This is a genomic window from Variovorax sp. R-27, assembly GCF_049913215.1.
In the GTDB taxonomy this organism is placed as follows: Bacteria; Pseudomonadota; Gammaproteobacteria; order Burkholderiales; family Burkholderiaceae_C; genus Variovorax.
Map to the genome: position 1 here is coordinate 500,799 of NZ_CP183984.1, position 26,041 is coordinate 526,839.

Genomic DNA, 26,041 nt, shown 5'->3' on the forward strand with positions numbered 1-26,041 from the left:
TCGTTCAATCAGTTTGTCAGCAGCCGCTTCAGATACCGCCCCGTGTGGCTCGCCTCGTTCGCCGCGATGTCTTCCGGCGTGCCTTCGCCCACCACCATGCCGCCGCCCGCGCCACCTTCAGGGCCCATGTCGATCAGCCAGTCGGCCGTCTTGATGACGTCGAGGTTGTGCTCGATCACGACGATGGTGTTGCCCGCGTCGCGCAGCTGGTGCAGCACCTTCAGCAGCAGCTCGATGTCGGCGAAGTGCAGGCCGGTGGTCGGCTCGTCGAGGATGTAGAGCGTGCGGCCGGTGTCGCGCTTGCTGAGCTCCAGCGCCAGCTTCACGCGCTGCGCCTCGCCGCCCGACAGCGTGGTGGCCGACTGGCCGAGCTTGATGTAGCTCAGGCCCACGTCGAGCAGGGTGCGCAGCTTGCGCTCGATGGTCGGCACGGCCTTCAGGAACTCGTGCGCGGTCTCGACCGTCATCTCGAGGATCTGCGCGATGTTCTTGCCCTTGTACAAAACCTCGAGCGTCTCGCGGTTGTAGCGTTGGCCGTGGCAGACCTCGCAGGGCACGTACACGTCGGGCAGGAAGTGCATCTCGACCTTCACCACGCCGTCGCCCTGGCAGGCCTCGCAGCGCCCCCCCGCCACATTGAAGCTGAAGCGGCCCGGGCCGTAGCCGCGCTCGCGCGCGGTGTTGGTCTCGGCCATCAGCTCGCGGATGGGCGTGAACAGGCCCGTGTAGGTGGCCGGGTTGCTGCGCGGCGTGCGGCCGATGGGGCTCTGGTCGACATTGATGACCTTGTCGAAGTACTCGATGCCCTCGACCGATTCGTGCGCAGCCGGTTCTTCGTGCGCGCGGTACAGCGTGCGCGCCACTGCCGTGTAGAGCGTGTCGTTCACCAGCGTCGACTTGCCCGAGCCCGAGACGCCCGTCACGCAGGTCAGCAGGCCGACCGGGAAGGCGACGCTCACGTTCTTCAGGTTGTTGCCGGTGGCGCCGACGACGCGAATTTCCTGCAGGTCGGTCTGCGTGGCCAGGTGAGCAGCCTCGCGTGCGGCGCGGCGTTCGGCCGCGGGGCTCGGCGGAAAGCGCGAGGCCTTCTTGCCTTCGTTGAACGCAGGCTTGCTCACCACGGGCAGCCACGCGGTGCGGTGCTTCGGCACTTCGATCTTGCGCGTGCCCGACAGGTACTGGCCGGTGAGCGAGTCGGGGTTGGATGAAACCTCGGCATACGTGCCCTGCGCCATCACGCGCCCGCCGTGCACGCCCGCGCCGGGGCCCATGTCGATCACGTGGTCGGCGGCGTGGATCATGTCCTCGTCGTGCTCGACCACGATCACGCTGTTGCCGATGTCGCGCAGATGCTTCAGCGTGCCGATGAGCCGGTCGTTGTCGCGCTGGTGCAGGCCGATGCTGGGCTCGTCGAGCACGTACATCACGCCTGTGAGGCCCGAGCCGATCTGCGACGCGAGCCGGATGCGCTGCGCCTCGCCCCCCGAGAGCGTCTCGGCGCTGCGGTCCAGGCTCAGGTAGTTCAGGCCCACGTCGTTCAGGAATTTCAGGCGCAGGCCGATCTCGCGCACCACCTTGTCGGCGATGTCGGCTTTGGCCCCGCGCAGCTTGAGCGTATGGAACCACGCGAGCGAATCGCGCAGCGTGAGGCGGCTGAGCTCGAAGATCGCCATGCGCGGCGGTTCGCCGCCGTCGGCCGGGCGGTTCGATTCGTCGACCAGGAACACGTTGCGCGCTTCGGGGCGAAGGCGCGAGCCACCGCAATCGGGGCAGGGCTGCAGGTTGCGAAAGCGCGCGAGGTCTTCGCGCACCATCACCGAATCGGTCTCGCGGTAGCGCCGCGCCATGTTCGGGATGATCCCCTCGAAGGGATGCTTCTTCGTGAGCTTCTTGCCCGCGAAGTTGCCCGACTCCATGGTGTAGTTGAACTTGATCTCCTCGGCGGCTGAACCGTGCAGCAGCACTTGCTGCACCGAGGCCGGCAGCGATTCGAAGGGCGCGTCGACGTCGAACTTGTAGTGCTTCGCGACGCTCTCGATCATGCTGAAGTAATAGCCGTTGCGGCGGTCCCAGCCCTTGATGGCGCCGCTGGCCAGCGACAGCGAAGGAAAGGCCACCACGCGCGCCGGGTCGAACACCTCGCGGTGGCCGAGGCCGTCGCAGCTGGGGCAGGCGCCCACGGGCGAGTTGAACGAGAAGAGGCGCGGCTCCAGCTCCGACAGCGAGTAGTGGCAGATCGGGCAGGCAAACTTGGCGTTGAACAGGTGCTCTTTATCAGCCGCACCCTCGGCGCCCAGCTCGAGCGCAATGGCGCGGCCTTCGGCCAGGCGCAGCGCGGCCTCGAAGCTCTCGGCCAGCCGCTGCTGCATATCGGCGCGCGCGCGCAGGCGGTCGATGACCACGTCGATGTCGTGCTTCTCGGTCTTCTTGAGCTTGGGCAGGTCGTTGTATTCGTAGGTCTGCCCGTCCACGCGAAAGCGCACGTAGCCGGCCGCCTGCATCTCGGCGAAGAGTTCGAGGAACTCGCCCTTCTTCTCACGCGCCACGGGTGCCAGGATCATCAGGCGCGGCTCGCCGGGCAATGCCAGCGTGGCATCGACCATCTGCGAGACCGTCTGCGCTTGCAATGGCAGGTGGTGGTCGGGGCAGTAGGGCGTGCCGGCGCGGGCGTACAGCAGGCGCAGGTAGTCGTGGATCTCGGTCACGGTGCCCACGGTCGAGCGCGGGTTGTGGCTGGTGGCCTTCTGCTCGATGCTGATGGCGGGCGACAGGCCCTCGATCACGTCGACGTCGGGCTTGTCCATGAGCTGCAGGAACTGCCGCGCATAGGCCGACAGGCTCTCGACGTAGCGCCGCTGCCCTTCGGCATACAGCGTGTCGAAGGCCAGGCTCGACTTGCCCGAGCCCGACAGGCCGGTGATCACCACCAGCTTGTTGCGCGGGATGTCGAGATCGACGTTCTTCAGGTTGTGGGTGCGCGCGCCGCGGATGCTGATGCGCTGTTGCGCGAGCACCGCGCCGAGGTAGGTGGCGCGTTCGCGCTCCGCATCGCGTGCGCTTTCGGCGTCGGCTGCGGTGTCTTCAGTGGATATTGAATTCAAGGGGGCGATCGTCCGAGGGCAACCGGACATGATAGACCGCCGCGCATTTCATGGCGAGTGGCCGGGCTCTGCAGGCCTGGGCGGATGCACCGGCCCGGTGCTGCCCCCGCTGCCCGTACTGCCCGTACTGCTTATGGCCCGGCCAACCATGTGCTCGGCCAGCGTGTCGTACAGCGGGCGGCTGATCATCCGCGAGACCAGGCTGGCCAGCATGGCCGCGGCCATCAGGCTCAGCACCATCGAGTGGCCGTCGACCATCTCCATGACGATGATGAAGGCGGTGAGTGGTGCCTGCGTCACCGCCGCCAGGAAGCCGGCCATGCCCATGGCGATGAGCGCCGGCCCCTGGTCGCTGCTGGCCAGCCGGGCCACCGCGTCGCCGATGCCCGCGCCGATCGACAGCGACGGCGCGAAGATGCCGCCCGGCACGCCGCACCAGGCCGTGAGCCAGGTGGCGATGAACTTGAGCACGGTGTAGAGCGGCGTGAGCTCGTCGTGGCCCTGCAGCATCTGCTTGACCGCCTCGGAGCCCGCGCCGAAGGTGACGCCGCCCGTCGCCAGCCCGATGACGGCCACGGCCAGCCCGCCGCAGGCCGCGAACCGCACCGGAAAGCGCGCCCGCCAGCGGTTGAAGCGCCCCGCCGCGCCCGTGAGCGAGGCGATCAGCAGCCGCGCGAACAGCCCGCCGGCCGCGCCGCTCAGCAGGGTGACCAGCAGGCCGGGTCCGAGCACGTCCCAGCCCAGCCGGGGTACACGGATCACGCCGAAGTAGCTGGTATTGCCGAAGGCCGACACCGCCACCAGGCCCGCCAGCACGATGGCCGTGATGATCAGGCCGCTGGAGCGTGCCTCGAGCCGGCCCGACAGCTCCTCGATGGCGAAGACCACGCCCGCCAGCGGCGCATTGAAGGCTGCCGCGATGCCCGCTGCACCCCCGGCAACCAGCAGCGCCCGCCCATCGATGGTGGTGTTGGGCGAGAGCCAGCGGCGCGCATGCTGCATCACCCCCGCCGCCACCTGGACCGAAGGCCCCTCGCGCCCGATCGAAAGGCCGGCCGCGAAGCCCGCCGCGCCCAGCCCGATCTTGGCGACCGTGAGCCGCAGCGAGGCAAAAACGAAGCGCCGTTCCTCGGGCAGGGCCGGATTCAGGGCCGCCTTGATCTGCGGAATGCCCGAACCGCCCGCGCCGGGGAAGAAGCGCAATGTGAACCAGACGATGCCGGCCGTGAGCAGCGGTGTCGTCAGCAGCACCGCCCGGGGCCAGGCGGCGTAGAAGCGGTGGAATTCGCCAAAGACCCAGTCGCTGGCCAGCGTGAAGCCCACCACGAACAGCCCGGCCGCGATGGCGTAGCCCAGCACGATCGCCCGGTCGAGCCAGACGCGGCCGTTCGACAGCTCGGCGCGCAGATGCTCGAAAAAGTCTGGTTCGCGGTTCATCGTAGAAGTCCATTCTGGCACTTGGCGGGAGTGCGGCCGATCGCCTTGGGGCACAATCGAGGGTTCTTCTCAACCTCCTCCTTCATCTACTTATCAGGGGCAGTGCATATGGCATCGGTCAATAAAGTCATCGTCGTCGGCAATCTGGGGCGCGACCCCGAAATGCGTACCTTCCCGAGCGGCGACCAGGTCGCGAACGTCACAGTGGCCACCACCGATCGCTGGAAAGACAAGCAAAGCGGCGAAATGCGCGAAGCCACCGAGTGGCACCGCATCGTCTTCAACGGCCGCCTGGCCGAAATCGCCGGCCAGTACCTGCGCAAGGGCTCGCAGGTGTATGTTGAAGGAAGCCTGCGCACGCGCAAGTGGACCGACAAGGACGGCATCGAAAAGTACACCACCGAGATCCGCGCCGACCAGATGCAGATGCTCGGCAGCCGTCAGGGCCAGGGCGGCCCGTCGGGCGGTCCCGAGGACGACGGCGGCTACTCGCAGGGTGGCGGCGGTGGCGGTTATTCGCAAGGCGGCAATGGCGGTGGTGGTGGCGGCGGCGGTTACGCCCCGCGCGCGCCGGCAGCCGCTCCGCGCGCTGCGGCGCCGGCTCCGCGCCAGGCACCGGCCAAGTCGTCGTCGGGCTTCGACGACATGGACGACGACATTCCGTTCTGATCCGGACCTTCGCAGGTTCACAAGCAAAGAGCCGCTTCCCGAAAGGGAGCGGCTCTTTCTATTTGGGCAGGCCAGTCACGCGTGGCGCCGACCCGCGGGCATCAGCAACTGCTGCACGCCGACGTGCACTTCCATTTCGTGCATGTGCGTTTCGGCATCGACCATGTGCTCGGTCATCAGGCGGTGCACGGCGTCGGCATCTTCATCGCGGAAGGCCTGCAGCAGCCTGGTGTGAAAGCCCAGGTTGGCTTCGCCGAAGTGGCGGTGCTCCCATGCATTCTTGTAGACCATGAGGTCGCGCAGCAGGTCGTTGAGAAAGCGGCACATGAAGGCGAGCAGGGCGTTGGGACACTTGTCCGCCAGCAGGTTGTGAAACTCCAGCTCGGCGACGCGTTGTGCACGCAACTCGATGTCGTTGCGAGGCTCCTGCTCGCACAGGCGGATGGTCTGCTCGAGCAGGTCCAGTTGCTTCGCGTCGAGCCGGCCGACGACGCTGACCGCGAGTTCGGGCTCCAGGATCTTGCGCAGCTGGTAGATGTGATGCCCGTCCAGGTGGTGGAAGTGCAGGAAGTTTCTCAGCGGCTCTGATGCGTGATCCAGCGAGACCTGCTGGAGATAGGCGCCGCCGGCCGGGCCTGTGCGCGTCTTGATCAGGCCGCGCACTTCCAGTGCCTTCAATCCCTCCCGCATGGTGCTCTTCGAGACGCCGAAAAGCTCGACGAGCTCTTTCTCGTTCGGTAGCCGGTCGCCTGGCTGCTTGCGCTCCGTAACGATCCAGCGCTTCACGTCTTCGACGACGAGGTCCGAGAGCTTGGGGCGTTTTCTTGCGCGTTGACCAATGGGCATGCCCTGTTCCTTGGGGAAGCTCCCGAGCGGAGCCGATCGCCCATGATAAATCGATGCAATTGAATGCAATTGAGTCAAAAACATGCGCAATAGGCCGGTGATCGGGCTTGTTCGGGCATCGAACTTGCTATGTAATGCTCCTATTTATATGTTTTATACGGATAAATAGTAGGCATATCGAAGAAGCTCAATTCCCAGCCCCACGTGACTCTCTCAAAGGAAAAATCATGAAATCAAGCGAACCTTTGCAAGCCCACTCGAGACTCTGGAACGACGACCTGGCGCCCACGCGGCCCGAGCAGCGCACCTGGCGCTGGTATCACTTCGCCGCGCTCTGGGTGGGCATGGTGATGTGCATTCCCGCCTACACCCTGGCCGCCGGTTTGATCGAGTCCGGCATGTCCTGGTCCGAGGCCGTCGGCACGGTCTTCCTGGGGAACTTCATCGTGCTGATCCCGATGCTGCTGATCGGGCATGCGGGCGTGAAGTACGGCATTCCCTACGCGGTGCTCGCGCGTGCCTCGTTCGGCACCCGGGGCGCCCGCATACCGGCGCTGCTGCGCGCGCTCGTGGCATGCGGCTGGTACGGTATCCAGACCTGGTTCGGCGGGATGATGATCTACACGCTGGTCGGCGTGCTGATCGGCCATCCGCTCGAAGGCGAGAAGATCGCCTGGCTGGGCATCAACTTCTTCCAGCTGGTGAGCTTCCTCGTCTTCTGGGCGCTCCAGTTCTATTTCGTCATTCACGGCATCGAATCGATCCGCAAGCTCGAGACGTACACGGCGCCGCTGAAGATCCTCATTTGCTTCGTGCTGCTGGCGTGGGCGCTCAACCGCGCCGGAGGCCTGGGCCCGATCCTGCAGCAGCCCTCGCAGTTCGTCGAAGGCGGCAAGAAGGCGGGTCAGTTCGCAGCGGTCTTCTGGCCGTCGCTGACGGCCATGGTGGGCTTCTGGGCCACCCTTGCGCTGAACATTCCCGACTTCACGCGCTTCGCGAAATCGCAGCGCGACCAGATCGTCGGGCAGGCGGTCGGGTTGCCCGTTCCCATGGGGCTGCTCGCGGCCCTTGCGGTGGTCGTCACCTCCGCCACGGTCGTGATCTACGGCAAGGCGATCTGGGACCCGGTCGACCTGGCCAGCCGCATGACGGGCGCGGCCGTGCTCATCGCGCTGATCGTGCTGCTGGTCGATACCGTCAGCGTCAACCTGGCGGCCAACCTGGTGGGCCCGGCCTACGATTTCTCGGCGTTGAATCCGCGGGCCATCTCGTACCGCACGGGGGGCTACATCACGGCCGGTATCGCGGTCGCGATGATGCCGTGGAAGCTGCTCGAATCCACGCAGGGCTACATCTTCACGTGGCTGATCGGCTACTCCGCGCTGCTCGGGCCGATCGCCGGCATCCTGATTGCCGACTACTACATCGTCCGCCGCACGCAGCTGCAAGTGAACGACCTGTACAGCGATCATGGCGAGTACCGGTACAGGAACGGGTGGAACCCTGCCGCAATCGCAGCGTTCATCGCCGGTGTCCTGCCCAACCTCCCCGGGTTCCTCAATGCGGCGCTGCCGAGCGTCTTTCCGACCGTGCCCGAAGTCTTCAAGACGATCTACACCTACGCATGGTTCGCGGGCATCGCCATCTCGACCGTCGTGTACGTTGCGTCGATGCGGCTGCAGAAGCAGACGACGGTGCCGCAACAGACCAGGCCTTCGGAGGCTTGAGCATGACGAACGCGCTCTTGATCAGAGGCGGGATCGTCGTCAACGCCGACCGGGAGTTCACAGCCGACGTGCTGTGCGTCGAAGGGCAGATTGCCGCCATCGGCGCCGATGCCGCACGCCAGGCGCCGGCCGGCGCGGTGCAGTTGGACGCTTCCGGGCAGTACGTGCTGCCCGGCGGCATCGACCCTCACACGCACATGCAGCTGCCGTTCATGGGCACGGTCACGATGGACGATTTCTTCACCGGCACGGCCGCGGGCCTGGCCGGCGGGACCACGACCATCCTCGACTTCGTGATCCCCAACGCGCAGCAGTCCCTGATGGAAGCCTATGGCACCTGGAGGGAATGGGCGCGCAAGTCCGCCGCGGACTACGGCTTCCACGTCGCCATCACCTGGTGGGACGAGAGCGTGCACCGCGACATGGGCACCCTGGTGAATGAAGAAGGCGTGAGCAGCTTCAAGCACTTCATGGCCTACAAGAACGCCATCATGTGCGACGACGAGATCCTGGTGAAGAGCTTTCGCCGCGCACTCGAACTCGGTGCCATGCCCACGGTGCATGCCGAGAACGGCGAGCTTGTCCACTTTCTCCAGCAGGAGCTGGCCCGCAAGGGCGTAACCGGACCCGAGGGCCACCCGCGGTCGCGCCCGCCCGCGGTCGAGGCCGAGGCGGCCCAGCGAGCCATTGCCATCGCCGACGTGCTGGGCGTTCCCCTGTACGTCGTGCACGTGTCCTGCATGGAGGCGGCCGACGCAATTGCGCGCGCCCGCGCGGCCGGGCAACGGGTCTACGGCGAAGTCCTTGCAGGCCACCTAGTGGTCGACGAGAGCGTGTATCGCGCGCCAGACTTTGCCAGCGCTGCTGCACACGTGATGAGCCCGCCATTCCGCTCGAAGGCGCACCAGGAGTTTCTCTGGCGCGGCCTCCAGTCGGGCAGCCTGCAGACCACCGCGACCGATCACTGCACCTTCTGCGCGGCCCAGAAGGCCGCCGGAAAGGACGACTTCGCCAAGATACCGAACGGCTGCGGCGGCATCGAGGAACGCATGGCCGTGATCTGGGATGCCGGGGTCAACTCCGGTCGGCTGACGCCCAGCGAATTCGTCGCCGTCACATCGACCAATGCGGCCAGGCTCTTCAACCTGTATCCCCGCAAGGGCCTGATCGCCCAGGGGGCCGATGCCGACCTCGTGCTGTGGGACCCGCAGGCCTCCAAGACCCTTTCGGCGGCAACGCAGCACTCCAGGGGCGACTTCAACATCTTCGAAGGACGCACCGTGCGCGGCATTCCGACGCACACGGTCAGCCAGGGGCGCGTGGTGTATGCCAACGGTGACCTGCGCGCAGAGCGGGGCGCGGGCCGCTATCTGCCGCGCCCTGCATTTGGTGCCAATTTCCAGGCGCTCAACAAACGTGCAAAGCAGCAGTTCGCTCCAATGGCGGCGAAGCCTTGAGCAGGCTGTGCTCGAACCCCGGCGCTGCGCGCAAGCCATGGCCGGTGGGGACGCAGTGGAGCTGAGCGACCATGGGTTGAAGCTCTCCATCGATCGCCGCAAAGGCCGCGCAAGCTCGCTGGTCAGCCAGCTTGTGGACGGCATTGCCGAGGCGATCGGGCAGCGCAGGATTCTGTCCGGCGAGAAGCTGCCATCCGTGCGGCAGATGGCAATGCATCTGCAGCTCAGCACCTTCACCATTGCACAGGCGTACCAGCGGCTGGTGTCGCTCGGCATGATCGCGTCGCGCCCCGGCGCCGGATTCATCGTGGCGAGCCAGGTCACGATGGAGCCTGCACCGCAGCTGCGCGTGCCGCCGTCCGGCCCCAACGATGCGTGGCTCCTGTCGGAGGTGTTCTCCGACCAGACGGCATCCATCAAGGCCGGCTGCGGGTGGCTTCCATCGGGCTGGCTCGACGGCATCGAATTCGGCCGGGCCCTGCGATCGCTGAGCCGCACCATGAAGAGCCAGGTCGGCGGGTACGGCCAGCCCTTCGGCGATGCCAGCCTGCGGTCGCGCGTGGCCTTCGAGCTGGCGCGCTTCGGCGTGCCTGCCGACATCAACTCGGTGCTGATCACGCAGGGCGCCACGCAGGCCATCGACCTCGTCATCCGCTTTCTCCTCAAGCCAGGCGACGTCGTCGTGGTCGAGGACCCCTGCTATTGCAACCTGCTCGAACGGCTGAAGCTGGCGCGCGTGCAGCTGCTGTTCGTGCCTCGCACGCCGGCCGGCCTGGACACCGACGTGCTGGAGGCCCTGGTGCAGAAGCACAAGCCCAAGGCCCTCTTCGTGAGCTCCGCGCTGCACAACCCCACGGGCACGTCGATTACCTTGCCGATGGCCTACAAGGTGCTCCAGATTGCGCAGCGCACGCAGATGCTCATCGTCGAGAACGACGTGAGCCGGGGGCTCGCTCCGCCCGACACACCGATGCTGGCCGCCATGGCGGGCCTCGGGCCGGTCATCCACATCGGCGGATTCTCAAAGACCATTTCGCCGCTGCTGCGCGTGGGCTTCATCGCGGCCGATGCGGCCACCCTCGAAGCGCTGGTGCACCTGAAGATGGTCACGGGGCTCACTTCTTCCGCGGTCACGGAAAAGGCCGTTCACCAGATTCTTGTCGACAGCGCCTATCGCCAGCATCTCGAACGGCTGCGCCATCGCCTGGCGGATGTGCACACGCAGATCGAGCGAAAGCTCTGCGCTGCCGGCGTGGAACTGTTCCATCGCCCGCGCGGAGGCCTCTTTCTCTGGGGGCGCCTGCCGATCGATCCTGCCGAGGCCAGGGAAGTGACGGCACGCGCACTCAGGCAGGGCATCTGGCTCGCCCCGGGCATGTACTTCAGCGCATCGGACACCGCCAGCGCCTGGTTCCGTTTCAACGTGGCCTATTGCGACACGGACAGGTTCTGGCAGTTCCTGTCCGCGCTATGAGCGCGTTCTCATGAGAGGACCGCCTCGATAAGAAAAGGCCCCCTGCGCTTCAGCGCGCCGACGAAGACCTTGATGAACTCTTCCGCCGTGAAAGCACGCGCGGCTTCCACACCCATGCCTTTTGCCAGCGAGACCCAATCGAGAATGGGATCGGTGAGGTCGAAGCTGCCGCGCGTCTGGTGCTCGGGGGGCTTCACGCCCATGCGCCGCATCTCGTCGATCAGCAGCGCGTACTTCCTGTTGGCCAGAACGATCGTGATCGCGTCGAGGTTCTCGTGCGCCTGCGTCCAGAGCCCCTGCAGCGTGTACATGCCGCTGCCGTCGGCTTGAAGCGTGATCACCTTTCTGTCGGGGCAGGCGATGGCAGCGCCCGTTGCGAGCGGAATCCCGATGCCGATCGAGCCACCGGTAATCTGCAGCCAGTCGTGCGGTGCCGCGTCATACGACTTGGCAAAAAGCTGCGTCACGGAAGACAAAGCCTCGTCGCAGACGATGGCGTTGTCCGGCAGCAGCCGGGCAATCAGCTCCGCGAGCGCTTCGTTCGTGAGTGGGCCTAGTGGAAGATGTGGCTGGTCGCGGCGTCTTGCGGGCGGGGGCTCGTCCAGGACCAACCGGGCCGAAGCGAAGTATTCCGCGAGACCTTCGATGGCCGCAGCAACATCGCCCCCCGGTTCGCACAGCTCGATCACTTCGCAATCGTCGCGAAGCAGGCGGCTCGGCATGCCCGGATGCGCAAAGAATGCCACCGGCCGCTCGGCGCCGATCATGACGATCGCATCGAACTGCCCCAGCTGGGCCACGGCCAGGTCCGTCGCGTAGGCCACGCGCGGCACGGCGGGGCTTCCTGCCCCGCGTGCCATGCGCGCATTCGCAAAGGGGGCCAGCAGGCTGGCGCCGGTCTTGCGCGCGATCTCGGAAGCGAGCGCAAGGGTTTCCTGCCGCAGTGCGCGGCCACCGAGAAACAACGCCGTCTTCCGGTCGCTGCGCAGCAGGGCCACGGCCCGCTGTTCCTTCTCGCGATCGGGAGGCGGCGGTGAGTCTGCGAATCTTGTGAGACTCGGTGGCTGCACCGGGTCGGCATCGCCCCAGGTGACTTCCGCGGGCACGACCAGCGTGGCGACACCGGGCAGCGACCTGGCTGCCCGGCACGCGTCGGAAACGCTCGAGGCAATGTCATGCACGGAGCCGATGCGTCCGTACCAGTTCGACATCGGCCTGGCGAGGCTTTCGATGTCGGAGGTCAGCGGAGCGTTGAAGGGCAGGTGGTGCGTCGCATGGTCGCCGACGATGTTGACGATGGGGGTCCTGGCGCGCCTGGCGTTGTGAAGGTTCGCCAGCCCGTTGCCCAGGCCCGGGCCCAGGTGCAGCAGGGTCGCGGCGGGCTTGTCGGTCATGCGCCCATAGCCGTCGGCCGCGCCCGTGACCACGCCTTCGAAAAGGCCCAGCACGCAGCGCAGGTCCGCCCGGCGTTCCATGCCGGCCACCAGGTGGAGCTCGGAGGTTCCCGGGTTGGCAAAACACACCTCGACGCCCGAGGCAATCAAGGTTTCGCAAATGACATCGGAACCGTTCAATTCGTTCTCCTTCTTTCTTCTTCAGCCCGTGCGGCGTTGCTGCGTGGGTGCTGCGGCGTCGATGTGCAGCGGGCAGCGGGTCAGCTTCTCGTCGTTCGTGTCCGTGAAGACGTATTGCTTCCACTCGAGGTCGCCCCGGTGGTAGGTGCCGACGACGTCCGGCGCCGGCTGCCCGTCGTACAGCTCCACCTGCCGGCGGATTCGCTGCCTCACCTTGTCGCCTTCCGGCGTGGGGCCGGCGAGCAGGTCGAAGCCCGCCCGCGGCTGCGTGACCATGGCCAGTGAACGACCGAGATTGCGGCTCTTGCGGTGCCGGTGCGCCGGCGCGCTGACGTTGATGAAGAGCGGAACGCCCGCGAAGCACAGGCTCCAGAACGGCTGCTCGGGGTCGGTGGGGATCTCGGGCGGCCACGGTTCGGGATCGTTGTCGACCCAGTCCTGCATCACGTGCCAGGCGGTCTGGTGGTAGTGATCGAGCGCCCGCTCCTGTGCTTCGGGCTTGAACAGGATCACCAGCACGTTCATGGATTCCTCGATCCCCGTCATCACCGAAACCGTCTTCAGGTATTCGCGCAGCCCCTGGCGCACGCGAGCGAGTTCGAGCGGATCGGTGTCGGAGCCCGCGAAGACGAAATGCAGCGTGTTCGTGCGGAACGCCGCGCGCGCGAAGTTGCATGGAAACTTGCTCGGCTCCCGCAGGTAGCCGCTGAAATCGTCCAGGCTCGCCTTGGCCCATGGGTAGGCGTGGTAGGCGTTGTCGGCGCTGTCCACCCATTCGATGGCCTCCTGGTGGGTCAGCGTGACCTTGGGCGGAAGTACCGCGGGCGGCGCGGCCACCTCGGTGCACCAGGACGAATATTCCGGGTATCCGCCCGTCACCGTCGTCAGGTAGTGCGCCTGCAGCTGGCGGGTGATGGGCCCCACTTCGCCGTCGCCGATGGGCAGGCGATCGACGGAAGTCACGGGGAGTATCTCGAACAGGGTGCCGCACATCAGGACTTCATCGGAAATCAGCAATTCGGTGCGGTCGATTTCGCGCTCCACGACTTGCAGCCCCAATTTCTCCCTGGCCAGCACGATCAGCGTATCGCGGGTCAGGCTTTCCAGGATATCGGCGAAGGTCGGAGGCGTGATCAAGACGCCGTCCCTGATGATGAAAAGACACGCCGCCGGGCCTTCGGACACCTTGCCCCTGTTATTCAGGATGATTGCGATATCAAAGCCGTTATCGCGCGCTTCATTTTGTGCAAGACGGCTGTTTTGGTAATTGGCTGCTACCTTGGCGCGCGGCGGTATGCAGTCGTCGGAAATCCGGCGCCAGGTGGAAATTGCAGCGGCAACTCCTTTTTCTATCTTCGGCGAGCGCGGCAGCGGAATTGCGGTAATGTGCGCACCCGTATCTTCGGTAGCGACCAATGGCTCGCCGGGGCCGGAATATCTGAAATACGTCGACAGGTTGATTTGCGCGTGCGCCTGAAATTCGCAGCGGCTCAGCAACTCGATCGTCGCCTGCCGGAGCGTTGGCGTATCGAAGCGCGACTTCATTCGCATGATCTTCATCGACTGCTCGAGCCGCTTCAGATGGTCGTTCAGGCGGAAGATGTACGATTTTTTCGTGGATTCGTCCCAATAAGCCCGAAGCCCTTCGAATATGTTCGCACCAAAAAATCCAGCCTGGGTGCGAACATGCAAAGTGCATTGCTCCCAATTGACAAATTCACCGTCCATCCACGCGATGCTGGGGTGCGGTGCTGGAAATATCGATCGACCGGAATTGCTGTCCATAAAATCTCCAGGAGATGAAGAAAAGAAAATCCGAGGCGATAAACAGCCTTCGGCATCAGTTGGGCCAAAAAGTCCCTGTCGGGATTGGTGATTTGTTGAATTAAATAAAAAGGATTAATTGTCCGGATTTGCTCTAAAAGAAGATTGAAGAATAAAAACAATTGAAGCCGAGCGGATCGTACGGTGCCTTGTCGAAGGCATTCCATTTACGGTTCAAATCGTTATAAATAACTGTATTGGCACCAAAGTGGGGGCTGTATTGGTGGCGCAATTCGGCCGTCGGCGCTGCCCGGGCTGCCGCCGATGGCGTGCCCGCAGTCAGGAATTCAGGGGGTGGAAGAGGCGGCCGGCTTGCGGCGCGCCTTTACTTGCTGTGGGGCTTCCCGCGCCCCGCCCAACGCGCGACCAGCAGCGTTTCGATGTCGTGCACGCGCCGCCCTGTCGCGCGCGCAACCGCCTCGCGGTAGGGCGGCATGTTGGTGCACTCGAGCACGATGTCCTCGACCGAGGGCGACAGCTCCACGAGGCGGCATGCGGCGTCGACCACATTCCGGCCGGCCTCTTCGAGGTCGAGCTGCGTTTCGTTGTGGAGGATGCGCCGATGGAACTCGCACCCCGGCTCCACGCCCTGCACGGGCGTCGCCTGCGGCACGCCGGCCATGGCCAGGATGGCGGGGCTCAGTGAAGCCGCATCGAAGGTCAGGACGCCCGGCCGCGCGAAGTCCTTGCACTGCAGCAGGCTCGACGTGACGACGGGAACGGGCACCGCGTCGGCCAGCGTGTCCTGGTAGGCGGCCAGAAAGCCGCAGCTGGTCGTGATCATCGCTGCGCCCTCGTCGACCATCGCCCGCGCGGCATCGACGAAGGGCTGCAGCAGCGCAGGGTCGGCCTGCTTCACGATGCGCTCGGGCGAAGCGCCCGTGACCACATGAAACCGCACCGGAATGCCGTGCCGGCTGAAGGTCTCAGGGTTGCCGATGTCGCCCGGTGGCCGCGGAAAGCGCGTGTCGAGCATCAGCACGCCCAGAAAGGCACCGGCGTCGCGGGTCATTGCCATCGTGGGGCCTGCCGTCACTCCACCGTGCTGCGGCGATCGATCTTGCGGCTCAGCACGATCGAGGTCTGCGTCTGGTTGACGCCGTCGATCTGTCCCATCTGGTCGAGAAGGGTGTCGAGCTGTTCGGGGCTGCTGCATCGGAGCAGGACCATGTAGTCGAACTGGCCGCTCACGGCCCACACTTCTTCCACTTCGGGCAAACGCCCGAGCGCCTTGATGATCACGGGGGCGCTCTTCGCATTGACGCTGAGGCCGCAGAAGGCCCGCACCGCAGCCTGCTCCAGCCGTTGGCCAAGGCGCACCCCGTACCCCGAGACGATGCCATCGCGCTCCAGCCGCGCGATGCGTGCGACCACGGTGGTCCTGGCGACCTTGAGCTTGCGCGCGAGATTGGCGGCGGGCTCGCGGGCGTTGGCTTGCAGCAGCGTCAACAGGTGACGGTCCAGGTCGTCGAGTCGTAGGTCCATGGCGGCCCTGCAGCGGAAATGAGTGGATTGTGCCGCCGCGTCGCGGCCGTCGTACGCTGAGATCTCGATGGCGGGGACCATCGCCCGCTTACGCCACGGCCGTGACGACGACGTTGCTGCTGCTGCTGGCGGCTTCCGACGAAGCCTTGAAGCGCCCGAGGAAGGCACGCGTCGATTCCTGCTGCGGGTTGTCGATCACCACGCCCGGCGGGCCGCATTCGGCGACGACGCCGTCGCGCATGAAGATCACCTGGTCGGCCACTTCGCGCGCAAAGCCGATCTCGTGCGTCACAAGGATCATCGTCATGCCTTCGCGGGCCAGGCCCTTGATGACGTTGAGCACTTCGCCGACCAGTTCCGGGTCGAGCGCGGAAGTCGCTTCGTCGAACAGCATCACCGTGGGCTTCATGGCCAGCGCACGCGCGATCGCAACGCGCTGCTTCTGTCCGCCCGACAGCTTGTCCGGGTAGTAGTCGGCCCGGTCGAGCAGGCCGACCTTCGCCAGCAGCGCGCGCGCCTCGGCCTCGGCCTGCGCCTTGGGCGTCTTCAGCACGGTGACCGGTCCTTCCATCACGTTGCGCAGCGCGGTCATGTGAGGGAAGAGGTTGAAGTGCTGGAACACCATGCCGGTCGAGGCCCGGAAGCGTGCGAGGCTGCGCTCGCTGGGCAGCGTGGTGCGCGCGCCGTCGAACTCGATGGTCTGCTCGCCGACCGTGATGCGCCCGGCGTTCGGTATCGACAGCAGGTTGATGCACCGCAGCAGTGTCGACTTGCCCGAGCCCGAGGGCCCGATCATCGCGACCACCTGGCCGCGTTCGATCTGCAGCGAGATGTCTTTCAGCACGACGTTCTGCCCGAAGGCCTTCTTCAGGTTGGCGATTTCGATCAGGGGGCTGGCCATGTCAAACCTCTTTCGGGCCGGAGCCGAATTCCATGCGCTTGGCCCAGATCGTGATGGGCAGCAGAACCGCGAAGTACGCGATCGCGATGAAGGTGTAGAGCTCCAGCGGCCGGTACGTGTCGTGCGCGATGACCTGGCCCTGGTAGAGCAGGTCGGGAACGGCCAGCACCGACAGCAGCGAGGTGTTCTTCAGCTGCATGATCGACTGGTTCATCAGCGGCGGCACCATCTTCTTGAACGCCTGCGGAAGGATCACGCGCCGCAGCAGCTGCAGCCGCGTCATGCCCAGCGCCTTGGCGGCTTCGGTCTGGCCGGCGTCGATCGAGATGATCCCGCCGCGCACGATCTCCGAATAGAAGGCGCCGCCGTAGAGCGACAGGCACAGCGTGGCGGCCACGACCGCCGACATCTCGAGCCCGGTCAGCACCGGCAGCGCGTAGTAGAACCACACGAGCTGCACCAGCACCGGCGTGCAGCGGAAGACTTCGATGTAGGCGCGCAGCGGCGCGGTGATGAGCGGGTTGCTCGACAGCCGGCCCAGGCCCGTCACCAGGCCGACGAACAGCCCCAGCACCACGCAGATCACCGTGAAGAGCAGGGTGTAGAGCAGGCCCGACACCAGCAGGCTGCGGTATTTCCAGAGCACGCCGAAGTCCCAGTCGTAGCTGCCTGCACCGCCTCCCAGGGCACCGCCCGAGAAGTGCTTCAGGGCTGCCCAGGCGCCCGCCAGGGCCAGGACGATCAGCAGGGCCGTGCCGAGCTGGGAGCGGCTCTTCGGCTCGCTCGAAGATTCCACGCTGTCCATCGGGGCGTCCTCAGAACTTGATTTCGGGCGGGAAGGCACTGGCGGGCACGCCCGCGAGTTTCTCCATGTTCTTCAGGATGACGCTGCGGACTTCGCCCTTCGCGCGGACATCGGCCAGCCAGGCGTTGACGGCCTTCTGCATGCCGGTGTCGGTTTCCTTGCGCAGGCCGATGCTCACCGGGGCGGTGTAGACCGGCTGCGGGATGTACATGGTGCCGATGGAGCCGCGCTTGGCGAGCAGCGGCTGGGCCAGCAGGATCACCAGCACCTGGCAATCGGAACGGCCGGCCTGCAGCGACATCGTGGCGGCGCCGGAGTTTTCCAGGCGCGAGACATCGGCCTTGGGCAGCACGCGCGTTGCCAGCTGGTCGTGGCTGGAGCCGACGTCCACCACGATCTTCATGTCGGGCGAGTTCAGCTGCTCCCAGGTCTTCTGCGGAATGCCCTTCTTGCACACCACCGTGTAGGTGTTGTCGAAGAGCGTGTCGGAGAAGCCCACCACTTCCTTGCGGGCCGGCGTGGGGGCCATGCCGAACATGGCGTCGATCTTGTTGGACTGCAGGTCGAGCACCGCGTTGCCCCAGGTGGTCTCGACGTACTCGACCTTGGCGCCGAGCTTCTGCCCCAGGCTTTCCGCGAAGTCGGGGCCGAAGCCTTCCCACTTGCCGGTGGTGATGTCCTTGGCGAAATACGGAATGGCGCCTGCGACGGCGCCGACGCGCAATACCTTGGTGCGCTGCACCCGGGCCAGCGAGCTTTCTGCTGATTCCTGCGCAAAGGCCGAGCCCAGCGCGCAGACGGTTGTCACAGCCACGAGGGCACGGAAAAGGATTCGTTTGGTAAGCACGTTCACTCCAAGCAAGAAGCTCGCCATAAAAAGAAAAGGAAAGTATCGCTTCCCAGCCCGAGTCCGAGTCTAGAAGTGCGGACTGTCACAAGCAACGCGGCACATCGTCAGGACGACGGATTTCTCTCGTCATACCGTCAGAGTCTTCGGCGATATGCAGTCTGGCGCGTCGTTTCGACGGTTTCGGCCGGGCATGCGGCGCTTCGTTGCGCGGGGCGACTTCAGGCCTGGAAGTCATTGTCCCTGTGCCGACAGTCCAAGCTGACGAACGGCGTCGTCGTATCGACGAAGCGCGCAGCCCTTTCGCCGATCTGCTCTCTATCAACTGCCAGGACTCACTTTTACAGTTCTTTTACAGGGCAACGGTGCCCCGCAGGAGAAATGAAATGACCAAAGTGAAGATCGAGAAAGTCCTGGTTCTGGGTGCCGGCAAGGTCGGCAGCACCGTGGCCGACATGATTGCGGAATACCACCGCCTGCCAGTGACGCTGGCCGACGTGAGGCCGGGCCGCGGCGACGAAAACGACCCGCTGGTGCAGCGCATCGCGCTCGACGTGGAGAGCACCGAAGACCTGCGCACCACGTTGCGCGCGCACTCGGTGGTGATCAACTGCCTGCCGTTCTTCCTCGCGCAGCGCGTGGCCACCGAGGCTGCTGCATGCGGCGTGCATTACTTCGACCTGACAGAGGACGTGGCGGCAACCAAGGCCATCCGCGAGATCTCGAAGACGGCGACCTCGGTCCTCATGCCCCAGAGCGGCCTGGCGCCGGGCGTGATCGGCATGCTCGGCGGCTACCTCGCAAGCCGCTTCGACGAGCTCTACGACCTGCGCCTGCGCGTGGGCGCACTCACGCGCAATGCCACCAACAGCCTGCGCTACAACTTCACCTGGAGCATCGACGGCGTCATCAACGAGTACTGCAACCCGTGCGACGCCATCGTGAACGGCCAGCTGGTGTCGGTGCAGCCGATGGAAGGGCACGAGACCTTCACGCTCGATGCCGAAGCCTTCGAGGCCTTCAACACCTCAGGCGGCCTGGGCACGCTGTGCGAGACGCTCGAAGGCAAGGTCCGCAATCTCGACTACAAGACCATCCGCTATCCCGGCCATCGCGACGCGATGAACTTCCTGCTGCACGACCTGCGCCTGATCGAGCGGCGCGACCTGCTGCGCCAGGTGCTCGAGCATGCAGTGCCGCACAGCCGCGAAGACGTGGTGATCCTGTTTGCATCGGCCTCGGGCATGCGCAATGGCCGCTTCGAGCAGGAGACGCGCGTCGGGCGCGTGTTCGGAGCGCCGCTGCGCGGCAAGGACCGCACCGCCATCGAGCTGACCACGGCCGCCGGCGTCGTCGGCGTGTTCGAACTGCTGCGGCAGGGCCAGCTTCCCGCGCACGGTTTCGTCGGGCAGGAGCAGGCGCCGCTCGGGCAGTTCCTCGCCACCAAGGTCGGCCACTACTACCAGGGCCTGGGCGTAGCGTCGTTCGCTCCCGCGCCAAGGCCCAAGGGCGAGCCTGCGCACGCCTGATCGATCCGTCCATCTGCAGGCCGGGGACGTCGCGTACCAGGCCTGGCCCTCGCCGCCGACGAAAATCGAGGGAATGAACAAGAACACTGTTGCCATTCTGGGCGCCGGCATCGTCGGCGTGTCGTGTGCCCTGGAGCTCCAACGCAGAGGGCATGAGGTCACGCTGTTCGACCGCACTGCCCCGGGCCGCGAGACCTCGTATGGCAACGCCGGGGTGATCGCACGCAGCTCGCTGATGCCGTTCAATCATCCCGGGCTGTGGTCGGTACTGCCGAAGCTGTTGAAGAACACTGCGGCGAGCTTTCGCTACGACCCCGCATTCCTTGCGAAGAATCTTTCGTGGGCCGTGCGCTTTCTCGCCAGCGCGCGCGCCAGCGTGTTCCAGGAGACCACTACCGCGCTGGATGCGCTGATCAGGCTCTCGACGTCGGAACACCGGCGCCTGCTCGCCGAAGCAGGGGCGGCGCATCGCCTGCGCACCAACGGGTGGCTGTTTCTCTACCGCAGCGAAGAAGGCTTTGCCGGCAGCCGTCTTTCGCGCGAGACCTTCGATCGCTTCGGCGTCGCCACGCGCGTGCTGGATGCGAAAGAGCTCTCGGACCTCGAGCCTCATCTGAAGCCTCTTTTTCCGCGTGCGCTGTGGATCCAGGACACCGATTCGGTGGACAGCCCGGGCCGCGTCGTGGAGGCGTACGCCAGGCTTTTCGTCTCGCGCGGAGGGCAGATCAAACAGGTGTCGATCAGCGGACTCGGCCGCTCCGGCGCAGGCGATGTCTGGCAGCTCCGTGAGGAGGGCGGCTCGGTGCACGAGGCATCGAAGGTCGTGCTCGCATTGGGGCCGTGGACCCGGGAGTTCGCGAAGAAGTCGCTCGGCATTTCCGTGCCGATGGCGTTCGAGCGCGGCTATCACATGCACTACAGCGCAGTGGGCAACGCCTCGCTCGGACGACCCGTGTACGACACCGGCGGCGCCTATGTGCTGTCGCCCATGGAGCAGGGCCTGCGGCTTTCCACCGGCGTGCAGCTCGCGCAGCGCGATGCGCCGAAGAACCTCGTTCAACTCGAACTTGCGGAACGCGCGGCACGCGAAGCGTTTCCGCTGGACAGCCGCCTCGAACCGGAGGCCTGGATGGGAAGCCGGCCCACATTGCCGGACAGCCGGCCGATCGTCGGCGAATGCCCGCGGCATCCCGGCCTGTGGCTTGCGTTCGGCCATCAGCACATCGGCTTCAACACCGCTCCGGGAACGGCCCGCCTGCTGGCATCGCTGATGCACGGCGAGCCTTGCGACATCGATCCACTGCCGTTCGCGCCCGGCCGCTTTCTTCGATAGCCGACATTTCTGGCGCAGTCGCAAGCCGCCTGTGACATCAATGTCATGGGATTGCGCGATTCGCCAACGCAATCCAGGCCCAATGCATTCATCCGTGCTACCAATGGCACGCGGTTGCACGGCGCAAAGCGAATGGCATGCATGTTGCTGAATTAATTTTTTACAAAAATTCGGCAGATGGCAAATTCGTTGGACGACAAGAACGGCTTCTCCCTGGACCGCCGCGTATTTTTTCTTGGCACGGCAAGCGCCCTCGCATTGGGAACAACGGCTTGCGGCGGTGGGGGAGGCGGTGGTTTCTCGATGGCGGCGGGCTCTGGCGCCGCACAGCAGGGAACGGCCGCGGCGGCGTCGGCCGATGCAGTGGCCCTTGCCGATGTCGTTGTCCCCGAATCGACGACTCCATCCGTGGAGGCGCGCAAGTTCGTCCACCCCGGCCTGCTGCACACCGAAGCCGACTTCGAGCGCATGCGCCAGAAGGTCAAGGACAAGGCGCAACCCTGGCTCGACGGCTGGAACGCATTGACGGGCAATGGCCGCGCGCAGCTTGGTGCGAAGCCGCGCCCGCTGGCCACCGTGATCCGCGGCGGCGACGACTCCAACTTCGCGCAGATGTACATCGACATCGCGCGCGCCTATCAACTGGCGCTGCGCTGGAAGGTCTCGCAGGACACGCGCTATGCCGATCTGGCCGTGGTCTTCCTGAACGAATGGTCGTCCACGCTGACCACGCTCACCGGCAATGCGGACCGCTTCCTGGCCGCCGGCATCTACGGCTACCAGTTCGCCAATGCGGCCGAGATCATGCGCACCTACGAGGGCTGGGCCGCCGCCGATTTCGCGCGTTTCCAGAACATGATGCTCACCGTGTTCTATCCGCTGAACCACAGCTTCCTGACCAACCACAACGGCGCCCAGATCACCAACTACTGGGCCAACTGGGACCAGTGCACCCTGGCCGCGATGCTGTCCATCGGCGTGCTGTGCGACCGGCAAGACATCTACGACGAGGCGATGAGCTACTACAAGACAGGCCAGGGCAACGGGGCCGGCCTGCAGGCGGTCTACCAGGTGCATTCGGGCTACCTCGGCCAGTGGCAGGAGAGCGGGCGCGATCAGGGCCACTGCACCCTGGGCATCGGCCTGGCGGGCGCGTTCCACGAAATGGCATGGAACCAGGGAGACGACACGTACGGCTACGAGAACAACCGCTTTCTCGCCGGCGCCGAGTACGTGGCGAAGTCCAACCTGCGCGACAGCAACGGCGACTTCTACACCGTGCCCTTCTTCACCAACATCAACAAGCAGGGCACGCAGTCGGTGCTGTCGACTGCCGGCCAGGGGCACCGGCGCGGCATATGGGAAAGCGTGCACAACCACTACGCGAATCGCCTGGGCATCGCGACGCCCTACACCGCCCTGCAGGTCGCGCAGATGTACCCTGAGGGGGACGGTGGCAACGGCGACCAGTTGGGCTTCGGCACGCTGACCTTCACGCGCGATCCGCTCGCGGCACCGGGAAAGCCGAGCGGGCTCACGGCCCGGGTGCGCGGCACGCAGGCGGTGCTGTCATGGTGGGGCTGCCCCGACGCGCAGAGCTATTCGGTCAAGCGCGCGAGCACCGCCGGCGGGCCGTACGCCACCATCGCCCCGGACATCACCGACACGCTCACGTTCACGGACAGCAGCGTCGTTGCCGGAGAAGTCTGGTACTACGTGATCGTTGCGGTAACCGCGTCGGGAGAGAGCGCAGCCTCCAACGAAGAGAGGGCCGCGATCAAGGCCGAGCTGCTGATGCAGCTCAAGTTCGATGAAGCGAGCGGCACCACAGCTGCCGACGCGACCGGCCAGTTCGGCGCCAGCGCATTGCAAGGCGGCGCGGCCTGGGTTGCCGGACGCGAAGGCAATGCAGTTGTGCTCGACGGCAAGGCCGGCAGCTATGTCGCCCTGCCTGCGGGCGTGGTGTCGAAAGACCTTGCCGACTTCAGCATCACCGCATGGCTGTACATCGACAGCCTCGCGACGTGGTCGCGGGTCTTCGACTTCGGCTCCGGCGAGCGCCGCTACATGATGCTGACCGCCCGCAGCAACAGCGGCACGCCGCGTTTCGCGATCTCCACCGTCCACGGCTACAACGAGCAGGTGATCGACGGGTCAGCGGCGCTGCCGACCGGCAAGTGGGTGCACGTTGCGGTGACCGTGTCCGGCGCGCTCGGCACCTTGTACGTGGACGGCGTCGAGGCCGGCTCCAATGCGCAGATGAGCCTGGGGCCCTTCGATCTCGGCTCGACAACGCAGAACTGGCTGGGGCGTTCGCAGTTCTCCGGCGATTCGTATCTCAAGGGGCGCATCGACGACTTCCGCATCTACAGCGGCGCGCTGGGCAGCGCGGACGTGGCGGCGCTGGCCCAGTAGGCGATCCGGTAGCGTCTAGCCCAGCCTGCCCTGGCAGACGTACTTGATGTGCATGTAGTCCTCCAGGCCATGCACCGAGCCTTCGCGGCCGTAGCCCGATTCCTTCACACCGCCAAAGGGCGCGGCCTCGGCCGCCAGAGCGCCTTCGTTGATGCCGACAATGCCCGACTCCAGTGCATCGGCCACACGCGAGATGCGGCGCACGTCGGTCGAATAGAAGTACGCCGCGAGCCCGAAGGGCGTGTCGTTGGCGGCGGCAATCACTTCGGCCTCGGTCTCGAAGCGAGTGACGGGCACCACGGGGCCGAAGGTTTCCTCGCAGCTGCATTCCATCGTCGCGTCAGCATTCACCAGCACGGTGGGTGCGTAGTAGTTGGGGCCGTCGCAGCGCGCATTGCGCAGCCGCTCGCCGCCGACCACGATGCGCGCGCCCCTGGAGACCGCATCGCGCACATGGCGCTCGATCTTGTCGACCGCGCGCGCGTTGATCATCGGGCCGATCTGCGAGTCTGGCTCGGTAGCCGGGCCCACGCGCAGCGCACCGACCCGCGCGGCCAGCTTGTCGACGAATGCATCGTGCACCCGGGCCTGCACGAACACGCGGTTCGGGCACACGCAGGTCTGGCCGCCATTGCGGAACTTGGAGGCCATCAGGCCTTCCACCGCGGCGTCGACGTCGGCGTCGTCGAACACGATGAAGGGCGCATTGCCGCCGAGCTCGAGCGAGAGCTTCTTCAGCGTGTCGGCCGAAGCCCGCGCCAGGTGCTTGCCCACAGGCGTGGAGCCGGTGAAGCTGATCTTGCGAACGCGCGCGTCGGCCAGCCACACGTCCACCACCTCGGGCGTGCGTTCGCGCGATGCGGTCACGATGTTGAGCACGCCGGCAGGCACGCCCGCTTCCTGCGCCAGCTTCACGAGGGCCAGCGAGGTCAGCGGCGTGTCTTCGGCCGGCTTGCACACCACCGTGCAGCCCGCCGCGAGGGCCGGTGCGATCTTGCGCGCGATCATGGCCGCCGGAAAATTCCACGGCGTGATCGCCGCGACCACGCCCACCGGCTCCCTCAATGCCAGCATGCGGCGGCCCGTTACCGGCGCGGGAATCACTTCGCCGTTGGCGCGCGTGGCCTCTTCGGCAAACCACTCGACGTAGCTGGCCGCGTAGGCGATCTCTCCGATCCCCTCGGCCAACGGCTTGCCCTGTTCGCGCGAGACCAGGCGGCCCAGGTCTTGCTGATGCGCCAGCATCAGGTCGTTCCAGCGCTTGAGGATCTGCGCGCGCTGCTTGGCAGGCACTGCACGCCAAGCTGGGAAGGCTGCGTGCGCGGCATCGACGGCCGCGCGTGCGTCGGCGGCCGTGCCGTCGGGCACGCTCGCGAAGACGGCGTCGGTGGCGGGGTTGGTCACGTCGAGGCGGCGGGCGTCGCCAGCCTCGCGCCAATCGGCGCCGATGAGCTGGCGGCCGGGCATCAGGTCTTTGTGTTCGAGTTCGAGTGTCGTCATGGTCGAAAAGTCTTTCTTCAGGCCGCCGCGACGCGCTCTGCAATCGCGATGCCCACTTCGGTGGTGCTCGCCGAGCCGCCGAGGTCGCGCGTGCGCGGACCGTCGCGCAGCACCGCCTCTATCGCGCCCAGGATCGCGTCGTGCGCCGCGCGGCCCGCGCCTTGCCCCTGCGTGAGGAAGTCCAGCATCAGCGCGCCGGACCAGATCATTGCGATCGGGTTGGCGATGTTCTGGCCGTAGATATCGGGCGCCGAGCCGTGCACCGGCTCGAACAGCGACGGAAACTTGCGCTCGGGGTTCAGGTTGGCCGACGGCGCAAGGCCGATGGTGCCGGTGGTCGCGGGCCCGAGGTCGGAGAGGATGTCGCCGAACAGGTTGCTCGCCACCACCACGTCGAAGCGCGTGGGCTGCAGCACGAAGCGCGCCGACAGGATGTCGATGTGCTGCTTGTCGACCGTCACGTCGGGAAAGTCGAGGCCCACCGCGTCAGCGCGTCCGTCCCACCAGGGCATGCTGATCGCGATGCCGTTGCTCTTGGTGGCCACCGTCAGGTGCTTGCGCTTGCGCGCTCGCGCGGTCTCGTAGGCGTACCGCAGCACGCGGTCGGCGCCGTGGCGCGAGAAGACCGATTCCTGGATCACGATTTCGCGCTCGGTGCCCTCGTACATCACGCCGCCGAGGGAGGTGTATTCGCCCTCGGTGTTCTCGCGCACCACGAGGTAGTCGATGTCGCCGGGCTTGCGGCCGGCCAGCGGGCAGGGCACGCCCTCGAACAGGCGCACCGGACGCAGGTTGATGTACTGGTCGAACTCGCGGCGGAACTTCAGCAGCGATCCCCAGAGCGAGACGTGGTCGGGCACGGTCGCGGGCCAACCGACGGCGCCGAAGAACAGCGCGTCGACGCCCTTGAGCTGTTCCTTCCAGTCGTCCGGCATCATCTGGCCGTGCGCTGCGTAGTAGTCGGCGCTGGCCCAGTCGATGGTGCGGCAGTCGAGCTCGAAGCCGAAGCGCTCCGCGGCGGCCTGCACCACGCGCAGCCCCTCGGGCATCACTTCCTTGCCGATGCCGTCGCCGGCAATCAGCGCGATGCGGAAGGTCGGTGTCATTTCGGTCTTTC

Annotated in this window: 19 protein-coding genes; 7 read left to right on the top strand and 12 right to left on the bottom strand. The window is 65.9% G+C overall.

From position 1 onward, the window contains the following. Positions 1–8: 8 nt before the first annotated feature. Together uvrA and ACN9MV_RS02355 are read right to left on the bottom strand one after the other, a co-directional pair. A complete protein-coding gene (gene uvrA / locus ACN9MV_RS02350; protein WP_426391193.1) occupies positions 9–3,131 on the bottom strand; it encodes an excinuclease ABC subunit UvrA in 3,123 nt (1,040 codons plus the stop codon). An 18-nt stretch (positions 3,132–3,149) separates the two neighbouring features. Beyond that, the gene (locus ACN9MV_RS02355) at positions 3,150–4,538 is read right to left on the bottom strand and encodes a chloride channel protein (RefSeq protein WP_426391195.1); all 1,389 of its coding nucleotides are present in this window, start codon (positions 4,536–4,538) and stop codon (positions 3,150–3,152) included. Positions 4,539–4,646: 108 nt separating this feature from the next. Here ACN9MV_RS02355 and ssb point away from each other — a divergent pair, with 108 nt between their 5' ends. Next, a complete protein-coding gene (ssb, locus tag ACN9MV_RS02360; protein WP_097200521.1) occupies positions 4,647–5,207 on the top strand; it encodes a single-stranded DNA-binding protein in 561 nt (186 codons plus the stop codon). A 75-nt stretch (positions 5,208–5,282) separates the two neighbouring features. Here ssb and ACN9MV_RS02365 read toward each other — a convergent pair whose 3' ends face one another. Further along, on the bottom strand, positions 5,283–6,053 hold the full coding sequence (locus tag ACN9MV_RS02365) for a FadR/GntR family transcriptional regulator (protein WP_093175345.1): 771 nt from the start codon (positions 6,051–6,053) through the stop codon (positions 5,283–5,285). Positions 6,054–6,280: 227 nt separating this feature from the next. On the opposite strand from ACN9MV_RS02365, the gene ACN9MV_RS02370 reads away from it, so the two are divergent. Genes ACN9MV_RS02370 through ACN9MV_RS02380 form a run of 3 tightly spaced genes read left to right on the top strand, consistent with a single transcriptional unit; the run spans position 6,281 to position 10,711 of the window. Next, a complete protein-coding gene (locus tag ACN9MV_RS02370) occupies positions 6,281–7,780 on the top strand; it encodes an NCS1 family nucleobase:cation symporter-1 (RefSeq protein WP_426391197.1) in 1,500 nt (499 codons plus the stop codon). Between the two features lie 2 nt (positions 7,781–7,782). Then, positions 7,783–9,237, top strand: coding sequence for a dihydropyrimidinase (gene hydA, locus ACN9MV_RS02375; RefSeq protein ID WP_426391198.1), 1,455 nt, complete (start codon positions 7,783–7,785; stop codon positions 9,235–9,237). Between the two features lie 7 nt (positions 9,238–9,244). After that, positions 9,245–10,711 (top strand): PLP-dependent aminotransferase family protein, encoded by a 1,467-nt coding sequence (locus tag ACN9MV_RS02380; protein WP_426391199.1) that lies wholly within the window; start codon positions 9,245–9,247, stop codon positions 10,709–10,711. An 8-nt stretch (positions 10,712–10,719) separates the two neighbouring features. On the opposite strand, the gene ACN9MV_RS02385 is transcribed toward ACN9MV_RS02380, so the two are convergent. The 7 genes from ACN9MV_RS02385 to ACN9MV_RS02415 form a co-directional block, all read right to left on the bottom strand. Beyond that, entirely contained in the window at positions 10,720–12,285 is a 1,566-nt protein-coding gene (locus ACN9MV_RS02385) for an acetolactate synthase large subunit (protein WP_426391200.1), read from the bottom strand. 21 nt (positions 12,286–12,306) lie between these two features. Continuing rightward, entirely contained in the window at positions 12,307–14,070 is a 1,764-nt protein-coding gene (locus ACN9MV_RS02390; RefSeq protein WP_426391201.1) for a branched-chain amino acid transaminase, read from the bottom strand. A gap of 364 nt (positions 14,071–14,434) precedes the next feature. Beyond that, positions 14,435–15,127 carry an aspartate/glutamate racemase family protein gene (locus tag ACN9MV_RS02395; protein WP_426391202.1) on the bottom strand — a complete coding sequence of 231 codons (693 nt, stop codon included), beginning with the start codon at positions 15,125–15,127 and terminating at the stop codon, positions 14,435–14,437. A gap of 14 nt (positions 15,128–15,141) precedes the next feature. Further along, a complete protein-coding gene (locus ACN9MV_RS02400; protein ID WP_093053860.1) occupies positions 15,142–15,594 on the bottom strand; it encodes an Lrp/AsnC family transcriptional regulator in 453 nt (150 codons plus the stop codon). Between the two features lie 88 nt (positions 15,595–15,682). Then, positions 15,683–16,495 carry an amino acid ABC transporter ATP-binding protein gene (locus ACN9MV_RS02405; protein ID WP_426391203.1) on the bottom strand — a complete coding sequence of 271 codons (813 nt, stop codon included), beginning with the start codon at positions 16,493–16,495 and terminating at the stop codon, positions 15,683–15,685. Between the two features lies 1 nt (position 16,496). Continuing rightward, complete coding sequence (locus tag ACN9MV_RS02410; protein ID WP_093053866.1) at positions 16,497–17,300, bottom strand: amino acid ABC transporter permease; 804 nt, start codon at positions 17,298–17,300, stop codon at positions 16,497–16,499. A gap of 10 nt (positions 17,301–17,310) precedes the next feature. Continuing rightward, positions 17,311–18,114, bottom strand: coding sequence for a transporter substrate-binding domain-containing protein (locus tag ACN9MV_RS02415; RefSeq protein WP_256216757.1), 804 nt, complete (start codon positions 18,112–18,114; stop codon positions 17,311–17,313). Between the two features lie 419 nt (positions 18,115–18,533). On the opposite strand from ACN9MV_RS02415, the gene ACN9MV_RS02420 reads away from it, so the two are divergent. From ACN9MV_RS02420 to ACN9MV_RS02430, 3 genes are all read left to right on the top strand, one after another. Continuing rightward, a complete protein-coding gene (locus ACN9MV_RS02420; protein ID WP_093175327.1) occupies positions 18,534–19,676 on the top strand; it encodes a saccharopine dehydrogenase family protein in 1,143 nt (380 codons plus the stop codon). 73 nt (positions 19,677–19,749) lie between these two features. Further along, a complete protein-coding gene (locus tag ACN9MV_RS02425) occupies positions 19,750–21,009 on the top strand; it encodes an NAD(P)/FAD-dependent oxidoreductase (protein WP_426391204.1) in 1,260 nt (419 codons plus the stop codon). 177 nt (positions 21,010–21,186) lie between these two features. Continuing rightward, positions 21,187–23,424 carry a LamG-like jellyroll fold domain-containing protein gene (locus tag ACN9MV_RS02430; RefSeq protein ID WP_426391205.1) on the top strand — a complete coding sequence of 746 codons (2,238 nt, stop codon included), beginning with the start codon at positions 21,187–21,189 and terminating at the stop codon, positions 23,422–23,424. A gap of 15 nt (positions 23,425–23,439) precedes the next feature. On the opposite strand, the gene ACN9MV_RS02435 is transcribed toward ACN9MV_RS02430, so the two are convergent. Both ACN9MV_RS02435 and ACN9MV_RS02440 read right to left on the bottom strand, forming a co-directional pair. After that, positions 23,440–24,924, bottom strand: a complete 1,485-nt coding sequence (locus ACN9MV_RS02435; RefSeq protein WP_426391206.1) for an NAD-dependent succinate-semialdehyde dehydrogenase — start codon at positions 24,922–24,924, stop codon at positions 23,440–23,442. A 17-nt stretch (positions 24,925–24,941) separates the two neighbouring features. Then, a complete protein-coding gene (locus tag ACN9MV_RS02440) occupies positions 24,942–26,030 on the bottom strand; it encodes a tartrate dehydrogenase (protein ID WP_093076886.1) in 1,089 nt (362 codons plus the stop codon). Between the last annotated feature and the right edge of the window lie 11 nt (positions 26,031–26,041).